Consider the following 17,666-nt stretch of genomic DNA (forward strand, 5'->3'; position numbering starts at 1 on the left):
GGGCGGTGGCTGAGATCGTCCTGGCCGGGCTGACCAAGCGGTACCCGGACGGCACCCTGGCGGTGGAACGGTTCGACCTGACCATCGCCGACGGCGAGTTCATCATCCTGGTCGGGCCGTCCGGCTGCGGGAAGTCCACCACGCTCAACATGATCGCCGGGCTGGAGGACATCACCGACGGCGAGCTGCGCATCGACGGGACGCGGGTGAACGAGCGCGCGCCGCGCGACCGCGACATCGCGATGGTGTTCCAGTCGTACGCCCTGTACCCGCACATGACCGTCCGGGAGAACATCGGGTTCCCGCTGCGCCTGGCGAAGACCGCCAAGGCCGAGGCCGGGCGGCGGATCGACGAGGCCGCGCGGCTGCTCGACCTCGGGGAGCTGCTCGACCGCAAGCCCGCCAATCTGTCCGGCGGGCAGCGGCAGCGGGTCGCGATGGGCCGCGCGATCGTCCGCGACCCGAAGGCGTTCCTGATGGACGAGCCGCTGTCCAACCTGGACGCCCGGCTGCGCGTCCAGATGCGCACGATGATCTCGCGGCTGCAGAAGCGGCTCGGCACGACCACGGTGTACGTCACCCACGACCAGACCGAGGCGATGACGCTCGGCGACCGTATCGTCCTGATGCGCCGGGGCGTCCTCCAGCAGATCGGACCGCCCCAGGAGCTGTACGAGCACCCGCGCAACCTGTTCGTCGCGGGGTTCATCGGCTCGCCGTCGATGAACTTCCTGCCCTGCGAGGTGACCGGCGGCCATCTGAGGACGATCATCGGGGACGTCCCGCTCACGAGCGCCACGCGGCGCGTCCTGGCCGATCGCGACGCGCCCGAGGAGCTCATCCTGGGCCTGCGTCCCGAGGCGTTCGACGACGCCCGGCTCGTCCGCCCGGACGGGCCGGCCCACACGTTCACCGGGCACGTCGACATCCTGGAGTCGCTCGGGTCGGAGAAGCTGGCCCACATCGCGCTGGACGAGGCGGGCGCGATCCGGTCCGAGCACCTCGCCGAGGCGTTCTCGGACGGTTCGGGCGAGGCGCGCGCGCAGCTCGTCGCGCACCTCGACCCGAAGTCGCCCGCCCGGGAGGGCGAGGACGTCGTGCTCACCTTCGACCCGTCCGCGCTCCACCTGTTCGACCCGGACAGCGGCCTGAACCTGACGAACGCGGTCTGAGCCCGGAAGCGCGGATCAGGCGAGGGCCGGAAGCGCGGGGAGCTCCACCATCCGGCGCTCGGGCCCGCGCCGCCGCAGCGCGAGGTATCCGGCGAACGCGGCCGGGCCGAACAGCACCTGCGCGGGGATCAGGTCGGGCCGGTGGCCGGTCAGCGCATCCAGGACGGGCGGGGCGACCGTCGGCAGGATCGCGCCGAACACCGCGAGCAGCACGATCGCCAGGCGGAGGCCGGACCGTCCGTACGCCTTGTAGGCCCCCGTGGTGTACAGCGAGTACGCCAGCAGGTCGCCCATGCCGATCACGGCGGAGTGGTCGCCGATCCGCAGGCCCGCGGACGGCGCGAACGGGTAGCCCTGGATCGCCTCGACCAGCTCCTGCGTCAGCGGGATCGCGGTCGCGAACGTCAGGTCGTACACGGCGAGCGCCAGCACGAACCACGCGATGTGCCGCAACCGCATGCCGCCCTGGATGTTCAGGTTCGTCGCGGACACGACGATCAGACCGACGATCGCGCTGTTGGCCGACCAGTACACCGGGGAGTCCGAACCGAGCAGCTGGTGTCCGGCGAGGTCGACGCCGAGCAGCGCGAGGATCAGCGCCCAGCGCAGCGGCGTCCGGCCCACGATCGGCTGGTAGCCGACGGTCAGGCCACCCGAGAACACCAGAGCCAGCACCACCGGGAGCACCCCGCCGGGCAGCGCCAGATACACGAACGGCAACGCCAGGACGAAGCCCATCATGACCACGATGTCGCGGCCGTTGAACGTCCCGACCGGCGGACGCGGCACCCGGACGCGCCGGAAGTACAGCACCGCGCCCGCCGGGACGGCCAGCGCGAAGGCGAGGGTGACGCCGGTGAAGTAGATCTGCTGGCCGGTGCTCACACGGTCTCCTTCGGGGCGGGCGCGGCGGTGAAGGTCTCCTCGCGCAGGTCGCAGCGCAGCGGGTGGAACAGCCGGGCCTCGTCCTCGTCGAGTTCGACGATCTCGGCGGTGACGTCGAGATCGCGGTCGGCGAACGCCTTCACCACGTCCGACGGGGACGGTCCGCGCGCCGCGACCGTGAGGTGGAGGCGGCCGTCGCCCGAGACCCGGGCCTGGTGCCGGACGGGCCACTCGACGCCCGGCAGCCCGTCCAGCGCCTCGACCACGTCCCGCTGCGTGACGATTCCGTCCCGGGTGCGCAGCAGCCGGCTCTCCTTGCCGAGGATCTTCGAGACGGCCGGGACGCCCGCCAGCTCGCAGTCCAGCTCGTCCGGCAGCACGCGGACCACGTCGCGGGTGTCGTAGCGCAGCACGGGCATGCACTCGCGGTACGGGTAGAACGGCGTGACGACGAGCGTGCCCAGCTCGCCGACCTCGGCGGGCTCGTCGGCGTCCAGCCGCTCGACCTCGGCATAGCCCATGTTCAGGTCGAGGTGCAGGTGGCCGCCCTCGCAGCTCCGGCCGCCCGCCGGGAGCAGCTCGGTCACGCCGTAGGTGTCGTGGATCTGCCGGACGCCGAAGGTGTCGCGCGCCGCCTCGGCCAGGTGCGGCGACAGCACCTCGCCGCCGACGAACAGCGCCCGCAGCTCGAAGTCGTCCGGGCCGAGGCCGCGCCGCCGGGCCGCCGTGACGAGCTGCCCGAGGTAGCTCGGATAGGCGCCGAGGAGCGTGGGGATCCCGCCCGCCCGGTCCAGCAGGTGGTCGATCGACTCGTCCGGGGGGACCTGCCCGACGACCCGCGCCGACGCGTTCGACAGCCGCAGCATCTCCAGGTCCTCCTGGACGGCGGCGGTCGCGCGCGAGCTGACGTTGATCTGCATGCAGTCGCCCGGCCGCACCTCGCCGCGCAGCAGCATCGCCAGCGCGATCAGCGCGGGCCAGAGCTCGAGCTCGTAGCGGGACAGCCACACCCGGGTGGGCGTGCCGGTCGTCCCGGTGGTCTGCGTGCTGATGTAGGGGGCCGCGCACATCATGTCCGCGGCCCGGGTGACCAGGTCGTCCTTGACGGTCACCGGGATCGAGCGCAGCGACTCGAGGGTCAGCGCCGCCGGGTCCACCCCGGCCGCCGCGAACCGCTCGCGGTAGAACGCCGACCTGCCGGCGAGCCGCCGGGCGGTGCGCCGCAGCGCCCGGGTCTGGAGGTCACGGCGCTCGTCCGGGTCGCTGAACGGCCCGTCCACGAGCTGCTCGACGTCGTCGCCGGGCGAGCCGAACTCGTGGAGCGTGGCGAGCGCGTCGTCCACCAGCCGCTCCACCAGCCGGGGGCTCATCCGCCGGCCGAACACCATCGCCATCGCCACCCGGACCTGTCGGACACCGGTCTCCAGCACTTCAGCCTCCGCGGGGTCGCCGCTGCCTGGAAAGGGGCCGGGCGTGCGGGGAGGGTGACCCCTCCCCGCACGCCCGGGTGAGAGTTGGATCAGGAGGTGCCGCAGGTACCGAAGAAGACGGCGGTCATCGCGCCGGTCACGTAGCGAACCTGCTTGGCGGCACTCTTAACGGCGGCCATGGCGGCCTCCTTTCACTCAGGTCGTCCGGACCGGTCGGCCCGAACGACTTCATCGTGCGGGGAACGCTTGACGCGGCGGCTATCGCACTCTTTATTGATCTTGTATTCGGCGCAGGGGCCCGGGACGGGCGGGCCACGGCCGGAGGGTGGCGAGGGGACGGTTCGATGAAGTTCTGTGTGCTCGGGCCCGTGGAGGCGTGCGACGGCGACGTGTCGCTGCCGATCGGCGGGGCGCTGCGGCGGGCGCTGCTGGCGGCGCTGCTGCTGGAGCCCGGCCGGGTCGTCTCGGACGACTCGCTGGTCCAGGTGTTGTGGGCGGTGCCACCGGAGACCGCTCGCGCGCAGGTCAGGCAGCATGTCTCGGCGCTGCGCCGCGTCCTTGGGGCGGGGACGATCGTCCGCCGGGGCTCGGGGTACATCGTGGTCGCCGAGCCGGGCGGCGTCGACCTGGAGGTCTTCGTCCGGAGCACCGAGCTGGCGCGGGCCGCGTCCGCCGCGGGCCGCACGGCGGACGCGGCGGCGCTCCTGCGGGACGCCCTCGCGCTGTGGCACGGCGAGCCCCTCGGCGGAGCCGCCCACGACTTCGTCCGGCGGGCCGCGCCCGCCCTGGAGGAGCGCCGGCTGGCCGCCCTGGAGGAGTGCTTCGACGCCGAACTGGCGGAGGGCCGCCACGCCGAGCTGGTGGGGGAGATCCTGGCGCAGGTCGAGCGGCATCCGCTGCGCGAGCGGATGCGCGGGCAGCTCATGATCGCCCTGTACCGGTGCGGCCGCCAGTCCGAGGCGCTCGAGGTGTTCCGGGACGGCGGGCGGCTGCTGCGCGAGGAGGTCGGGCTCGACCCCGGCGCGCGGCTGCGCGCCCTGGAGCGGGCCATCCACACCGAGGACCCGGCGCTCGACCCGCCCGTCCGGGCCGCGGTCCCGCAGGGCACGACCGAGCACGCCCTGCGGCTGCCCCCCGACCTGGCCGACTTCACCGGCCGGGAGACCGAGATCGCCCTCGTCTCCCGGGTGTTCGCCGAGGGCGCGCAGGACGACCGTCCGACCCTCTGCGCGATCTCCGGAGCGCCGGGCACCGGGAAGTCCGCGCTCGCCGTGCGGCTGGCCCACCTGCTGGGCGGCGCGTTCCCGGACGGCTGCGTCCACGTGGACCTGCGCGAGCACGGCGGCGACCCGGCGCGCGCGCTGGCCCGGCTCCTGCGGCTGCTCGGCGTCCCCGACGTCCCGGACGCGCGGGAGGAGCGCGCCGACCGGTACCTCGACGCGCTGTCCGGGCGGCGGGTCCTGGTCGTGCTGGACAACGCCGAGGGGGAGGCGGCGGTCCGCCCGCTGCTGCCGCAGGCGCCCGGCTGCGCCGCGCTGGTCACAGCGCGCGGCCCGCTGCCCGGCCTGCCCGGGCCGCGTCGGATCCTGCTGCGGCCGCTCCCGGCGGTGTCGGCGCACGAGCTGCTCGCCCGGGTCGTCGGCCGGAACCGCGCGCAGGCGGAGCCGGAGGCCGTGGCCGAGATCGCCGAGCTCTGCGGCCGCCTGCCGCTCGCGCTGCGGATCGCCGGGACCCGCCTGGCGCTGCGTCCGCACGGCCAGATCGGGCGGTTCGCCACCCGGCTCCGCGACGCGCCCCGCCGCCTGGACGAACTGCGCGCCGCGGACCTGGACCTGCGCCGCGTGCTGGCGGCCGCGCTGCCGGCGCTGCCGGCCCCGGTCCGGCGGGCCTTCGCCGTCCTCGGCACGCGGCGCATCCGGTTCTGCGCCACCGAGGCCGCGGCCGAGCTGCGGATGACCCTGGAACGCGCCGAGGACGTCATCGACGAGCTGCTCGGGGCGGGTCTGGTCGAGTTCGCCGGGTACGACCCCGACGGCCACGACGCCTACCGCTTCCCCGAGCTGCTGCGCCTCTACGCGCTCGAGTACGCCTTCGAGCACGCCGCGCAGTACGCGTGCGGACCCGGGACGGACTGCGCGTCCGGCCCGCGCTCGAGCACGTATCCCTACCTGCGTCCGAGCGCGCATCCGGAGGCGTACCGGAGCACGCCTTCGGACACGCGGCCCGGGCACGCTCCCGGGCAGGGGCCCGAGCACGCGCGCGGACGCATGTCCGGGAACGTGCCCGAGCAGTGTGCGGGCTAGCCGACGTCGATGCGGGCGAGGAGGCGCATCATGCCGGGTGACAGGCGGGAGACCAGGCGGCTCACGTGCGCCTCGGGCGTCACCGGGACGACCGCGCGGTCCTTCAGCACGGCCCGGACGACCTGCTCGGCGACCCGGTCCGGGCCGTAGTTGCGCAGCGCGTAGGCGCGGGACGCCCGCTTGCGGTCGTGCTCCTGCGCCGCCGCGTCCCGCCCGACGAACCGGGACGTCCTGGTGATGTTGGTGTTGACGACGCCGGGGCAGATGGCGGTGACGCCGATGCCCCGGCCCGCCAGCTCGGCGCGCAGGCACTCGCTGAGCATCAGCACCGCCGCCTTGCTGGTGGCGTAGGCGGGCAGCGTTCGGGACGGCGTGAACGCGGCCGCCGAGGCCGTGTTCACGATGTGGCCGCCCTGCCCGCGCTCGGCCATCTGCCCCGCGAACAGGCGCGTCCCGTGGACGACGCCCCACAGGTTGACGTCCAGGACGCGCTTCCAGTCGTCCGGCGTGTGGTCGAGGAACCCGCCCGCCATGCCGATCCCGGCGTTGTTGACGACCACCTCGGGGACGCCGTGGTCGTGCAGGACGGTCTTGGCGAAGTCCTCCATCGCGTCCGCGTCCGCCACGTCCACCTGGAAGGCGTGCGCGTCCGGGCCGAGCAGGCGCGCCAGCTCGGCGGTGCGCTGCGCGGACGCCGGGTCCAGGTCGGCGGCGACGACCTCCGCGCCGCGCTCGGCGAACGCCAGCGCGGTCGCCCGGCCGATGCCGCTGCCCGCGCCGGTCACCACCACGAGCGAGCCCTCGAACGGACGCCGGTCCGGCGCGACCCGGGCCCGGCGCAGCGCGCGGGACTCGGCGGCGGTCAGCGCGCCGCCGGTCGTGCCGGTGATGTGCTCGCCGATCCAGCGCGCGATCACCTCCGGGTGGCTGCGGACCACCCAGTGCCCGGCGGTGATCGTCCGCAGCGACAGGTCCGGGACGCGGTCGCCGAGCCCGCCGACCAGGTGCGGCGACACGAACAGGTCCTTGGTCGGGACGATGACCTGCGTCGGGACGTCCGTCCGGCGGTCGAGCGGGGCGCGCATGCGCCGCAGCATGTTCGCCCGGTACAGGCCGACGCCGGCGGCGCCGTCGCGCGGCAGCGTCCGCGCCGGGTGCCCGTCCCGGGACGCGACGCCCTCGCCGACCTCCAGCGCCTTCGCGAACGGCCCGCCCATCCCCGCCCGCCACACGATCTCGGGCAGCAGCGGCGTCTGGAAGAAGTAGATGTACCAGGACCGGGCGGCCTGCCCGAGTCCGTGCCGCACGTTCCGCGGCGTCGGACGGCGCAGGTTGTGGCGCGTCCAGTGGGCGACGTGGTCCAGGCAGGGCCCGGAGATCGAGGTGAACGAGGCGAACCGGTCCCGCATCGTGCAGGCGGCCTCCCACCCCTGGATGGACCCCCAGTCGTGCCCGACCAGGTGCACCTTCCGCTCCGGCGCGGTCGCGTCGAGGACGGCCCGCATGTCGGCCATGAGGTAGGAGAAGGCGTAGTGGCGCTTCCCGAACGGCCGCGACGAGGCCCCCGCGCCGCGCACGTCGTACCGGACGACGTGGTACCGCTCGGCGAGCCGTCCGGCCACCTCGTCCCAGACCGCGTGCGTGTCCGGGTAGCCGTGCATCAGCAGGACGGTCGGACGGCCCGGGTCGCCCTGCTCGTAGACGGCCAGGTCGACGCCGTCGCCCCGGACCCGGCGCCGCCGGACCCCGCTCGCGTTCGTGGTCGTCTCCGGGGTGTGCGGGGAGGTCATGAGGCAGCCTTTCGTGCGGCCCAGCGGTGGACGTGGGGGAGGTCGTCGTCGAGCCAGAACGCGTCGTCCCCGGTGACCACGAGGAGCTCCTCGAACTTCACCCCGACGCCGCGGAACCCGATGTGGGGCTCGACCGCCCAGAGGCCGGGCGTCGGCGGGTGCTGGGACCCCTTGGCGCCGTTCCACAGCGGCGAGCGGCCCTCGAGCCGCTCCTTGACCAGCTCGCGGCCGATGGTCTGCAGGAACCGGACCCCGAACGGGAACCCGACGCCCTTCGGCAGCGGTCCGCCGATGATCCCGACCTGGTGTCCGATGACGCGTCCCGGGTACTTCCTGTGCCGGTTCTGGTAGCCCTGGCGGTCGATCAGGGCGTCCACCTCGGCGTAGATGTCGGCGAACGTCCGCCGCTCGCGCACCAGCCCCACGATGAGCGCCCGGTACTCGGCGAGGTCGGCGTCCAGGGCCTCCCAGATCCGGTTCTCGCCGAGCACGCCCCCGTACCCGATGTCGGCGGAGAAGCCCTGCTTCACCGGGGCCATGTCGAGGATGTACGGCATCCCCTCCTCGAGCCGCCTCCCGCTCGGCAGGAACTGGGTCGGCACCTTGAACCCCTGGAAGGCGGTGCGGTCGCCGAACCAGGCGAACGGGGTGTGCAGCCAGTCGTCCACGCCGTGGTCGAGCAGCCAGCGCCGCATGCGGCGGCACGCCTCGCGTTCGGTCACGCCCGGCTCGAGCGTGGCCGCCACCTCGTCGGCGCACTGGTAGCACAGGCGCTGGATCTCCCGGAACCGCTCAAGCTCCGCCGCGTTGTCGGTGCGGGCGAGCGTGACATTATTGGACACGGTGTTAATTAAGCGCGCGGACGAGTCCCCGGTCAAGTCGGCCCGCAGGTGACCCGCGCCACGGACGCCCGACCGTCCGGGCCGACCTTGCGGGCCGACCCGGAGGCGCGTCCTTCTAGTAGGGGGTGTGGCCGGCGGCCTTGGCGGCGGGGGACGTCGTGAGGTAGTCGAGCGCGCGCGGCGTCGAGCAGATCTGGGACGGGTGGTGGGAGGGACGCAGGTAGACCGGGGCCTCGCCGAGCAGCAGCTTGAAGATGCCCGGGATGTGCCCCTTGCGGACCGATCGCCGGTAGGCGAACCACATCCGCGGCAGCGTCACCCTGCCGCGGACGGTCGGATCCTGTTTCAGCAGGTAGAGCGAGCCGCCGATGAGCGCCCAGTACAGGAAGAACAGCGACACCACCCACGCGGCCACGCGCATCGGGTAGCGGCCGCCCATCGCCTGGTAGGTGTCGAACACGACGGACCGGTGCTCGACCTCCTCGGCGCCGTGCCAGCGCAGCAGGTCCAGCATGGTCGGGTCGACGCCCGCCGCGTCCAGCCGCCGGTTGTCCATGATCCACTGTCCGAGGACGGCGGTGTAGTGCTCGATCGAGGAGACCGCGGCGAGTTCGAACCGCAGCCTCCGCCGCCAGGCGCGCGGCGACTTGGCCTTGAGCTTCTCCATGTCCGCCGGACGTTGGGCGTTGCCCGCGGCCATCTGGCGGGTGATCTTCTCGACGTCGATCCCGTTGGCCTCCAGGATCTGGTCGAGCACGCCCTGGTGCGAGCGCGCGTGCACCATCTCCTGCCCGATGAACCCGCGGATCTCCTCCAGCAGCCTCTCGTCGCGCAGGTGCGGCCGGGCGTCCCGGACCGCCTGGACGAACCATTTCTCGCCCTCGGGCAGGACGATGTGGAAGGAGTTGATGATGTGCGTGGCGACCGGGTCGCCGGGGATCCAGTGCAGCGGCGTGGACGACCAGTCGAAGGTCACCCGGCGCGGCCGGATCGGTGGGTGTCGCTCGTCGATCTCGGGTTCCGTCCCTCTGGGAGCCAGGGACTCGGTCATGACCCTCCTTCGGTCCATCCCACGCCCGCACGGGTGGGATGGGGAGCAGGGTACAGACGTGACCTACCAGGGAGTAGTCACTTCACGCGCGAATTCGGCCGCCACGACTGTAGATGTTCATCGTCTCCCCACGAAGAAAGCCGACCAGGGTCATCCCGGCGTCCTCGGCCAGCTCCACCGCCAGCGAGGACGGCGCCGACACCGCCGCCAGGACGGGGATCCCCGCGGCCGTCGCCTTCTGCGTCAGCTCGAACGACGCCCGGCCGCTCACCATGAGCACGGTCCCGGTCAGCGGGAGCCGGCCGTCGCGCAGCGCCCACCCGACGACCTTGTCGACCGCGTTGTGCCGTCCGACGTCCTCGCGCAGGGCCAGCAGCTTGCCGGACGCGTCGAACAGCCCCGCCGCGTGCAGGCCGCCCGTCCGGTCGAACACCCGCTGCGCCGCGCGCAGCGACCCGGGCATGCCGGCGAGGACCTCGGCGTCCAGCTCGAGCGGGTCGGCCGCCACGTCGTAGGGCCGCTCGGCGCGCAGCGCCTCGATGCTCGACTTGCCGCAGACCCCGCACGCGCTGGTCGTGGTGAACGCGCGGACGAGCGTGTCGTCCGGCGGCCGGACGCCCGGGGCGAGCACGACGTCCAGGGTGTTCTGCTCCTGGGTGTCCGCGCAGTACCGCATCGCCGCGATGTCGCCGGCCGACCGGACGATCCCCTCCGCCGAGAGGAACCCGGCCACGAGGTCGAAGTCGTCGCCGGGCGTCCGCATCGTGATCGTGAGCGGCGCGCCCGCCACCCGGATCTCCAGCGGCTCCTCGACCGCGAGCGTGTCCGCCCGCCGGTTCCGCGCCCCGCCCACCGCCAGTCGCTCCACCGGCCTGCGCACCGTGATCCGCCCCATGTACCGAAACTACCTTTCGTTCTACCTTCACCGGCTCGCCGGACGGTCAGTCCGCCACGCCCCGGGCACGCGGCGTCCGCCAGTTCCAGCGCATCGCGGCCACCCGCAGCCCGAACGCCAGCAGCGCCGACCCGGCCGACACGAACACCCCGTGCAGCCCCTCCTGCCACAGCGCCGTCGCGACCGTCGCCCCGACCAGGGAGGGCAGCGCGTAGAGCTGCCGGTCGTACAGCACCGAGGGGATCTGCCCGCTCATCATGTCGCGCAGGATGCCGCCCCCGACCGCCGTGATGACGCCGAGCAGCACCGCGTGCAGCGGGGACAGGTGGTAGTCGAGCGCCTTGATGGAGCCGGTGACGCAGAACAGCCCGAGCCCGGCCGCGTCGAACAGCATGACGGCCGGCATGATCCGGGTGACCTGGGGGTGCCACCAGAACACCAGCGCGGTCGCGAACAGGGGGACGACCACGTAGCCCACGCTGGTGAACGCGGCGGGCGGTATCGCGCCGATCACCACGTCGCGCAGCACCCCGCCGCCGAGCGCGGTGATCTCGGCCAGCACCACCATGCCGACGATGTCCAGCCGTTTCTGCACCGCCGCGAGCGCCCCCGACACCGCGAACACGAAGATCCCGGCGAGGTCGAGCGCGCCGGGAATCCCGAGGTCACTCACCCGCAGATCATCTCAAACCGCCGGATCACTCCCGGCGGTCGATGCCCCAGTTGGCGACGATCGCGGCGAACGGCGGGATGACCATGGCCACGATCGACATCACGATGGCGGCCGGCGGACTGAACCGGGCGACCACCGTCCAGGACAGGACGAACAGCGTGAGGCAGGTGCCCATCATGATGCCGTACGCCACCTTGCGGCGCCTCATACCTCCAGGCTACGTCGCGGGGCGCCGGTCCGCCGTGGCGGCGGGCACCCGGCCCGAGTGCGGCGGACGCCCGGCTCAGCCGTGCTCCAGCGCCATCCGGAGGCCGAGGCCGACCAGGACCGTTCCGGTGACGCGGTCGAACACCCGGCGCACCCGCTCCCGCGACAGCACCCGGCCGAGCGCCCCGACCATCAGCGAGAACAGCCGCCACCACAGGACGGCGAAGGCCAGGAGCGTTCCGGCCAGGACGGCCGTGGTCGCCAGGCGCGGCTCGCCGTCCGCGACGAACTGCGGCAGCAGGGTCAGGAAGATCAGCACGATCTTGGGGTTGAGCAGGTTGCTGACCAGGCCCTGCCGGAACGCGGCCTTCCGGGTGACGGCCACGGCCGGCGCGGGCGCCTCCGGGGCCTCGTGGGCGGGCTTGCCGCGCCGGGCGTGCCAGATCGCGGACGCCCCGAGGTAGACCAGGTAGGCCGCGCCCGCCAGCCGGACGACCGTGAACGCGGCGGCCGAGGCGGCGAGCAGCGCCGACAGCCCGGCCACGGCGGCGCAGGCGTGCACCGCGATGCCGAGGCAGCAGCCCAGGCCCGTCCACCACGCGAGGCTGGGCCCGCCCCGGACACCGTTTCGGAGTACCAGGGCCATGTCCGGGCCCGGAGTGACGGTCAGGACGGCGACGACGAGCAGAAACGGCAGGATGAGGGTGGGCACGCGTTGATCGTAGCGCTGGCCCGAAGGGGATTCGGCGGGGCGTTCGCCGAGGTGCGGGGCCTTGGGTGAGGCGGCGCGGCCCGTTTGAGTACCGGGACGAGCGGATCTGAGTATCCGGGCGCTGCCGCCGGGACCTTCGCGCCGCGAGGCTCGGAGGATGACCCGACACCACATGCTGCTCGTCCAGTGCTGCGTGATGCTGCTCGCCGTGGCGGCCCGGCTGCTGGCCCCGGGCTGGCTGGCGGCGATGATGCTGTTCTCGCTCGGGCTCGTCCCGCTGGTGCTGCTCGCGCCGCTGATCATCGCGACGGCGGCCCTTCCGCGCGGACGGGTCGGAGCCGTCGCGGTCGCGGCGTTCGCGGTCACCGACCTGGCGCTGCTGGTGTTCGCCTGGGCCTACCCGGACTTCTCCGACGGCTCGAACGAGATCGCCGTCCCGGCCGCGGCGCTGTTCGGCCTCGGGGCCCCGCTCGGCTCCGGCGGCCGGTTCATCGCCTCCTACGACACCACCGGACGCGTCCTGACCATGGTCGGCGAGGCCGGGTTCATCGGCTATGTCGTGTGTGCGCTGGCGACGGCCGCGTTCGTGGCCGTCCTGCGGATTCGGCGGAACCGGGCCGTGCCGGCGCTCTGAACGCCCGCGGGAGACGCCGCCCCTTCAACCGGGCGCTGCTGTTCGCCCGCGTCACCATCGTCCTCTACCTGCTGGAACCGCTGCTCAAGCTGACCCGGCCGCGCATCATGCCGAACGAGCCGACCCTGTCGATCTTCACGAGGTTGCCCGTCACGTCCGGATCCGGACGGGACGGCATTTGACCGGGGTCGGCCAATGGGGGTTGTAGGGGCTCGAGCGCAGATCTACGTTCCCTGCGAAGGCCGTGAAGATCTACACGTCTGTAGCGGCACCTCGCTCACCGAGGAGCACCTGCATGAGACAACGAAGTCTGACCGCCGCCGGGCTCGCCCTGATCCTGGGCGGAGCGCTGACGGCCGTCGCGTCCGCCGACGCCGGGCAGCCCGTCAAGAACATCTCGCCGGGCAACCCGTACGCGTCGTGCACGGCCGGGGACAAGCCCGGCTCGGTCGTCGTCCCCGGCGCCGAGGACGAGCCGTGGGTCGCGGTGGACCGGCACAACCCCGGCCACGTCATCTCCGCCTACCAGCAGGACCGCTGGTCGAACGGCGGCGCGCGCGGCGTCGCCGCGTCCTACAGCACCGACGGGAAGCACTTCACCAAGATCCCGCTGCCGTTCAGCAAGTGCGCGCCCGGCGGCCTGAACTACGAGCGCGCCTCCGACGCCTGGGTCGACTTCGGCCCGGACGGCGTCGCCTACTCCAGCGGCCTGGACTTCGACACCAACGGCCCGCGCAACGGCGTCGGCGCCGCCACGTCCTACGACAGCGGCAGGACCTGGACGCACGTCACCCAGCTCATCGACGACACCGACGCGGCGTTCACCGACGACAAGAACTCGGTCACCGCCGACCCGCGCCACCCCGGCACCGCCTACCAGGTCTGGGACCGCATCGACCAGGTCGCGAGCGGGCCGGGCGCGCACTACGACGGGCCGTCCTACATCGCGGTCACCCGCGACCACGGACGCACCTGGGGCCCCGCGCACGCGTTCGTCGACACCAGCGGCGTCCCGAACTCGCAGACCATCGGCAACGTCATCGTCCCCGACGCGCGCACCGACACCCTGTACGACTTCTTCGAGTGGCAGACCTACAGCGACGCCACCGGGGTCACGCCGACGGACCTGCACTTCGCGTTCGTCACGTCCCATGACCAGGGCCGGACGTGGAGCAAGCCCACCACGATCGGGTCCGACACGTCCGTGCCGGAGGTCCACCCGAACGCGCCGGACGACCCGAGCAAGGCGATGCGCGCCGGCGCGAACCTGATCAGCGCCGCGATCGACCCGGTCACCGGCGAGCTGTACGCCGCGTTCGAGGGCTCGGCGTTCACCGGCGGCAAGTCCGACGACGTCGAGCTCGTCCACTCCACCGACCACGGCCGGACCTGGTCCGCGCCCGTCCAGATCAACCAGACCGCCCCGACGGCGCCCGCGTTCACCCCGTCCATCGCGGTGAACGACCGCGGCCGGCTCGCGGTCACCTACTACGACCTGCGCTACCTGCGGCCGGACGACACCACGACGCTGCCGACGGCCATGTGGATGAAGACCTACGCGCGCGGCGGGTCCCAGGGGTCCGAGCGCCGGATCTCCGGCGTGTTCGACTGGGAGCTCGCGCCGTACGCCGGATGGGGCCACTTCCTCGGCGACTACGAGTCCGTCGCGGTGAGCGGCGGGACGGACTTCCGGCCCGTCCTCGTCGCGACCACCGGCGACGCGTCCGACCCGACGGACGTCTACAGCGGCGTCTTCGGGCCCGGCCCGGTCGACTCCGGCCCGCCGCTCGCGCGGCCCGCGCCGCGCCTGGCCGCCCCCACCCACCTCAACGCCCACCCGCGCCGCCACTGACGCGCGTCACCACCGCGCCCGCCCCGGCCACCGGCCGGGGCGGGCGCTCCGCATTCCGGCAGGGGCTCACGTGATCAAGCCGCGCGGCCTTGTCCGGCCGCGCGGCTTGGTCGGGCCGTGTCCTCCGACCGGCCCTGTTCCTTTCAGGTCGCGCGTGATCAAAGGCTGGGGTGTGACCTGGGTCGCCTGGGGGGCGGGGTGGGATTGGCTAGAATGTGCGGAGGTCCTCGTGAGGACGAGGCCGCGGCGGTGGGGCCCGCCGCCCCGGAGCGCCCGCGACACGGGCCCGGGAAACCGCGACGCTTCGCCAACGGTCCCTGCCAGAGTGATCAGCTGTGCCCTGGTAGGAGGAACCGATGTCCGATCCCCGGCTGCCCGTCGATCCCGACGTGGAGCTGCGCGTCCCCGAACAGCGACGTGAGCTGGCCCACGCCCCCTGGATGACGCTCGGCGCGATCTCGGCCGGCGGGGTGTGCGGGGCGCTCGCCCGGTACGGCCTCGCGACCGCCTTCCCGCACGGCCCCGGCGGATTCCCCTGGGCCATCTTCGGCATCAACGCCTCCGGCTGCCTGGTCATCGGCGTGCTCATGGTGATGATCACCGAGGTGCTGCGGCCGCATCCGCTGCTACGGCCCTTCTTCGGCGTCGGCGTGCTCGGCGGCTTCACCACCTTCTCCACCGCGATGGTGGACGTCCAGCAGGCGGTGCGGGACGGGGCGCCCGGCATCGCGCTGGCCTACCTCGCCGCGACCCTGGTGACGGCGCTCGCCGCCGTCTGGACCGGCGTCCGGCTGACCCGCGCGCTCACCCCGGCCCGGACGGAGTCGAAGGCCGCTCCCGAGGACGCCGCCGCGACGGTCGGCGCCGGAACCTCCCAGGGGGATGACCGATGACGCTGCTCCTCGTCGCGCTCGGCGCGGCCGTCGGCGCGCCCGCGCGCTACCTGACCGACCGCGCCGTCCAGTCCCGGCACGACTCGGTGTTCCCGTGGGGGACGTTCGCCGTGAACGTGTTCGGCTGCCTGCTCCTCGGATTCCTCGCGGCCTACCCCGCCGACGGCGGGCTCATGGCGGTCCTGGGAACCGGGTTCTGCGGCGCGCTGACCACCTACTCCACGTTCGGGTACGAGACCGTCCGGCTCGCCGAGACCGGCGCGCGGTCGTACGCCGTGCTCAACGTCGTCGCCTCGCTCGGCGCCGGCCTGGGCGCGGCGTGGGTCGGGATGGTCCTCGCGCAGGCCGTCTCCGGCGCCTCCTGACGCCGGGCCCCGCACCGCCTGACCCCGACTCCTGCCCTGTCCGAGTCCGGGACCCGCACCGCCGGTCTCACCTTTTGCCCAACCTGGGACGGGTTTTGGGCTTCCCGCTGAGGGGTTGCGGCTACGGGTCCCATGAAGGGCGGCACGGGGAGGAGGCCGGTCGTGTCGAACTCGATGTACGGTCCCGCGTCCCGGCCGGACGACCCGGCGGCGTCCCAGCCGCGGCCGAACCCCGGACGCCTGTGGGCCGGGGGCCTCGCGACGGCCGTCGTCGCCGCGCTCGTCGTCGTGGTCGGGGTGCTGCTCGTCGTCGGCGTCGCCATCGTCAGCCTGCTGTGCGCGGTCGCGAACACCGCCATGCAGCGGCCCGCGGACGCGCGGCCACCCGCCCCGCCTCCGCCGGGGTACCACGGGTGACCGGGCCGGTTCCCGCCGGGCCCGGAACCGCCACGGGGCGGCGATGGGCCGTCCTGGCGGTCCTGTCGGGCAGCCTGCTGATCATCGCGATGGACGCCACGATCCTCAACGTGGCGTTCCCGTCGCTGGTGGCGGACCTGCGGCCGACCTCGGTCGAGCAGCTGTGGATCATCGACGCGTACGCGCTGGTGCTGTCCGGGCTGCTCATCACCGCGGGCGCGCTCGGCGACCGCTGGGGACGCCGCCGGCTGCTGCTCATCGGGTTCGTCCTGTTCGCGGCGGCCTCACTGCTCGCGGTCGTCGCCGTCGCGCCCTGGGTGGTGATCGCGGCGCGGGCGCTGCTCGGCGTCGGCGGCGCGGCGATCATGCCGTCCACGATCTCGATCCTGCGGGTGGTGTTCACCGACCCGCGCGAACGCGCCGTCGCCTACAGCGTCTGGACGGCCGTGATCGGCGCGGGCATGGCCCTCGGCCCGCTCGTCGGCGGCCTGGTCGTCCAGGCGTCGGGCTGGAAGGCCGCGTTCCTGCTGAACATCCCGGTCGCCCTCGTCTGCATCGTGTTCGCGCTGTGGCTGGTGCCCGAGTCGTCCAATCCGCGCGAGGGGGGCTGGGACTGGTGGGGCGTCGTCCTGTCGGTCGTCGGGATGGTCTCGCTCGCCGGGGGCATCAAGCTGGTCGGCGGGCACGACATACCGGTCGGCCTGGTGCTGCTGGCCGTCGCGGCGTTCACGCTGACCCTGTTCGTCCGGCGGGAGCTGCGGATCGCCAACCCGCTGCTGGCGGTGCGGATGTTCGGCAACCCCGTCTTCACCGTCTCGGCCGTCGCGATCTTCCTCGGCATGATGGCGCTGGGCGCGGTGCTGTTCCTGCTCACCCAGTGGTTCCAGTACGCGCGCGGCCTCGAGCCGTTCGCCGCCGGACTCCGGCTGCTGCCCGCCCCGGCCGCGCTGATCGTCGCGCCGCTGTTCACGCCCCGGCTGATGGAGCGGTTCGGCGTCCGCGTCGTCCTCGGTGTCGGCATGGTCCTCGCCGCCGTCGGGATGGCCGTGCCGTGGATCGCCGACCTCGCCGGACGGCTCGAGTACGTCGAGATCGCGGTCGCGCTGCTGTGCCTCGGCACCGGCTTCGGCATCGCCACGACCGCCGCGTCCGTGGCGCTGCTGTCGTCCTCGCCGCAGGAGGAGGCGGGCGGCGCCGCGGCCGTCGAGGAGATCTCCTACGAGCTGGGCAGCGCGATGGGCGTCGCCGCGATCGGCAGCCTCGCCGCCGTCCTGTACCGGGGGGACGTGCCGAGCCTCGGCCTGAGCGAGGCCGACATGGCGCGCGTCCGCGACTCGATCGGCGAGGCCGCCGTCATCGCCGCGCAGAACGGTGGCGGGCTCGGCGTGCGGATCATGGCGGCCGCGGCCGCCTCGTTCACCCACGCGCTCGGCGTCGCGTTCGCCGTCGCCGGGATCCTGCTGCTCCTGTCCGGATACATCGGGTACCGGGTGATCCCGTCCGACTTCCGGCCGACCGAGAACGGCCACTGACACCGTCCGGAGG

17 protein-coding genes are annotated in these 17,666 nt (G+C 73.4%); 8 read left to right on the forward strand and 9 right to left on the reverse strand.

The window, feature by feature from the left end:
* Nucleotides 1-5 precede the first annotated feature (5 nt).
* Entirely contained in the window at nt 6-1,172 is a 1,167-nt protein-coding gene (locus tag AB0L06_RS30060; RefSeq protein ID WP_500234480.1) for an ABC transporter ATP-binding protein, read from the forward strand.
* 15 nt (nt 1,173-1,187) lie between these two features.
* Here AB0L06_RS30060 and AB0L06_RS30065 read toward each other — a convergent pair whose 3' ends face one another.
* Nucleotides 1,188-2,057 (reverse strand): hypothetical protein, encoded by an 870-nt coding sequence (locus AB0L06_RS30065; RefSeq protein WP_500234481.1) that lies wholly within the window; start codon nt 2,055-2,057, stop codon nt 1,188-1,190.
* A complete protein-coding gene (locus tag AB0L06_RS30070; RefSeq protein ID WP_500234482.1) occupies nt 2,054-3,487 on the reverse strand; it encodes a phenylacetate--CoA ligase family protein in 1,434 nt (477 codons plus the stop codon). Before AB0L06_RS30070 ends, AB0L06_RS30065 begins: the two co-directional genes overlap by 4 nt.
* 344 nt (nt 3,488-3,831) lie before the next feature.
* Here AB0L06_RS30070 and AB0L06_RS30075 point away from each other — a divergent pair, with 344 nt between their 5' ends.
* Nucleotides 3,832-5,790 (forward strand): AfsR/SARP family transcriptional regulator, encoded by a 1,959-nt coding sequence (locus AB0L06_RS30075; RefSeq protein WP_500234483.1) that lies wholly within the window; start codon nt 3,832-3,834, stop codon nt 5,788-5,790.
* On the opposite strand, the gene AB0L06_RS30080 is transcribed toward AB0L06_RS30075, so the two are convergent.
* The 7 genes from AB0L06_RS30080 to AB0L06_RS30110 form a co-directional block, all read right to left on the reverse strand.
* Nucleotides 5,787-7,580, reverse strand: coding sequence for an SDR family oxidoreductase (locus AB0L06_RS30080; protein WP_500234484.1), 1,794 nt, complete (start codon nt 7,578-7,580; stop codon nt 5,787-5,789). The two genes, AB0L06_RS30075 and AB0L06_RS30080, sit on opposite strands and share 4 nt — an antisense overlap.
* Entirely contained in the window at nt 7,577-8,422 is an 846-nt protein-coding gene (locus AB0L06_RS30085) for a M24 family metallopeptidase (RefSeq protein WP_500234485.1), read from the reverse strand. The genes AB0L06_RS30080 and AB0L06_RS30085 overlap by 4 nt, the downstream gene beginning before the upstream one ends.
* A gap of 115 nt (nt 8,423-8,537) precedes the next feature.
* Complete coding sequence (locus AB0L06_RS30090; RefSeq protein ID WP_500234486.1) at nt 8,538-9,473, reverse strand: metal-dependent hydrolase; 936 nt, start codon at nt 9,471-9,473, stop codon at nt 8,538-8,540.
* Between the two features lie 82 nt (nt 9,474-9,555).
* Nucleotides 9,556-10,368: a formate dehydrogenase accessory sulfurtransferase FdhD gene (fdhD, locus tag AB0L06_RS30095; RefSeq protein WP_500234487.1), complete on the reverse strand. Its 813-nt coding sequence runs from the start codon at nt 10,366-10,368 to the stop codon at nt 9,556-9,558.
* 46 nt (nt 10,369-10,414) lie between these two features.
* Nucleotides 10,415-11,041: a trimeric intracellular cation channel family protein gene (locus tag AB0L06_RS30100; protein ID WP_500234488.1), complete on the reverse strand. Its 627-nt coding sequence runs from the start codon at nt 11,039-11,041 to the stop codon at nt 10,415-10,417.
* A 25-nt stretch (nt 11,042-11,066) separates the two neighbouring features.
* Nucleotides 11,067-11,249, reverse strand: coding sequence for a DUF3099 domain-containing protein (locus AB0L06_RS30105; RefSeq protein WP_122197198.1), 183 nt, complete (start codon nt 11,247-11,249; stop codon nt 11,067-11,069).
* 75 nt (nt 11,250-11,324) lie between these two features.
* A complete protein-coding gene (locus tag AB0L06_RS30110; RefSeq protein ID WP_500234489.1) occupies nt 11,325-11,960 on the reverse strand; it encodes a LysE family translocator in 636 nt (211 codons plus the stop codon).
* 157 nt (nt 11,961-12,117) lie between these two features.
* Here AB0L06_RS30110 and AB0L06_RS30115 point away from each other — a divergent pair, with 157 nt between their 5' ends.
* The 6 genes from AB0L06_RS30115 to AB0L06_RS30140 all read left to right on the forward strand — a co-directional run bounded on the left by AB0L06_RS30115 (nt 12,118) and on the right by AB0L06_RS30140 (nt 17,653).
* Nucleotides 12,118-12,594 (forward strand): hypothetical protein, encoded by a 477-nt coding sequence (locus AB0L06_RS30115; protein ID WP_500234490.1) that lies wholly within the window; start codon nt 12,118-12,120, stop codon nt 12,592-12,594.
* 295 nt (nt 12,595-12,889) lie between these two features.
* Nucleotides 12,890-14,446 (forward strand): sialidase family protein, encoded by a 1,557-nt coding sequence (locus AB0L06_RS30120; protein WP_500234491.1) that lies wholly within the window; start codon nt 12,890-12,892, stop codon nt 14,444-14,446.
* Nucleotides 14,447-14,802: 356 nt separating this feature from the next.
* Nucleotides 14,803-15,339: a fluoride efflux transporter FluC gene (locus AB0L06_RS30125; protein WP_500234492.1), complete on the forward strand. Its 537-nt coding sequence runs from the start codon at nt 14,803-14,805 to the stop codon at nt 15,337-15,339.
* Nucleotides 15,336-15,704 (forward strand): fluoride efflux transporter CrcB, encoded by a 369-nt coding sequence (gene crcB / locus AB0L06_RS30130; RefSeq protein ID WP_500234493.1) that lies wholly within the window; start codon nt 15,336-15,338, stop codon nt 15,702-15,704. The genes AB0L06_RS30125 and crcB overlap by 4 nt, the downstream gene beginning before the upstream one ends.
* A 162-nt stretch (nt 15,705-15,866) precedes the next feature.
* Nucleotides 15,867-16,121 (forward strand): hypothetical protein, encoded by a 255-nt coding sequence (locus tag AB0L06_RS30135; RefSeq protein WP_500234494.1) that lies wholly within the window; start codon nt 15,867-15,869, stop codon nt 16,119-16,121.
* Nucleotides 16,118-17,653 (forward strand): MFS transporter, encoded by a 1,536-nt coding sequence (locus tag AB0L06_RS30140; protein WP_500234495.1) that lies wholly within the window; start codon nt 16,118-16,120, stop codon nt 17,651-17,653. The genes AB0L06_RS30135 and AB0L06_RS30140 overlap by 4 nt, the downstream gene beginning before the upstream one ends.
* Nucleotides 17,654-17,666 lie beyond the last annotated feature (13 nt).

It is taken from the genome of Spirillospora sp. NPDC052269, from assembly GCF_040679435.1.
Taxonomy (GTDB): domain Bacteria; phylum Actinomycetota; class Actinomycetes; order Streptosporangiales; family Streptosporangiaceae; genus Spirillospora.

Excerpts from the sequence above, each read along its gene's own strand:
- AB0L06_RS30075 (WP_500234483.1), top strand. The coding sequence starts at position 3,832 with ATGAAGTTCTGTGTGCTCGGGCCCGTGGAGGCGTGCGACGGCGACGTG.
- AB0L06_RS30080 (WP_500234484.1), bottom strand. The coding sequence starts at position 7,580 with ATGACCTCCCCGCACACCCCGGAGACGACCACGAACGCGAGCGGGGTC.
- AB0L06_RS30090 (WP_500234486.1), bottom strand. The coding sequence starts at position 9,473 with ATGACCGAGTCCCTGGCTCCCAGAGGGACGGAACCCGAGATCGACGAG.
- fdhD (WP_500234487.1), bottom strand. The coding sequence starts at position 10,368 with ATGGGGCGGATCACGGTGCGCAGGCCGGTGGAGCGACTGGCGGTGGGC.
- AB0L06_RS30105 (WP_122197198.1), bottom strand. The coding sequence starts at position 11,249 with ATGAGGCGCCGCAAGGTGGCGTACGGCATCATGATGGGCACCTGCCTC.
- AB0L06_RS30115 (WP_500234490.1), top strand. The coding sequence starts at position 12,118 with ATGACCCGACACCACATGCTGCTCGTCCAGTGCTGCGTGATGCTGCTC.
- AB0L06_RS30120 (WP_500234491.1), top strand. The coding sequence starts at position 12,890 with ATGAGACAACGAAGTCTGACCGCCGCCGGGCTCGCCCTGATCCTGGGC.
- AB0L06_RS30125 (WP_500234492.1), top strand. The coding sequence starts at position 14,803 with ATGTCCGATCCCCGGCTGCCCGTCGATCCCGACGTGGAGCTGCGCGTC.
- crcB (WP_500234493.1), top strand. The coding sequence starts at position 15,336 with ATGACGCTGCTCCTCGTCGCGCTCGGCGCGGCCGTCGGCGCGCCCGCG.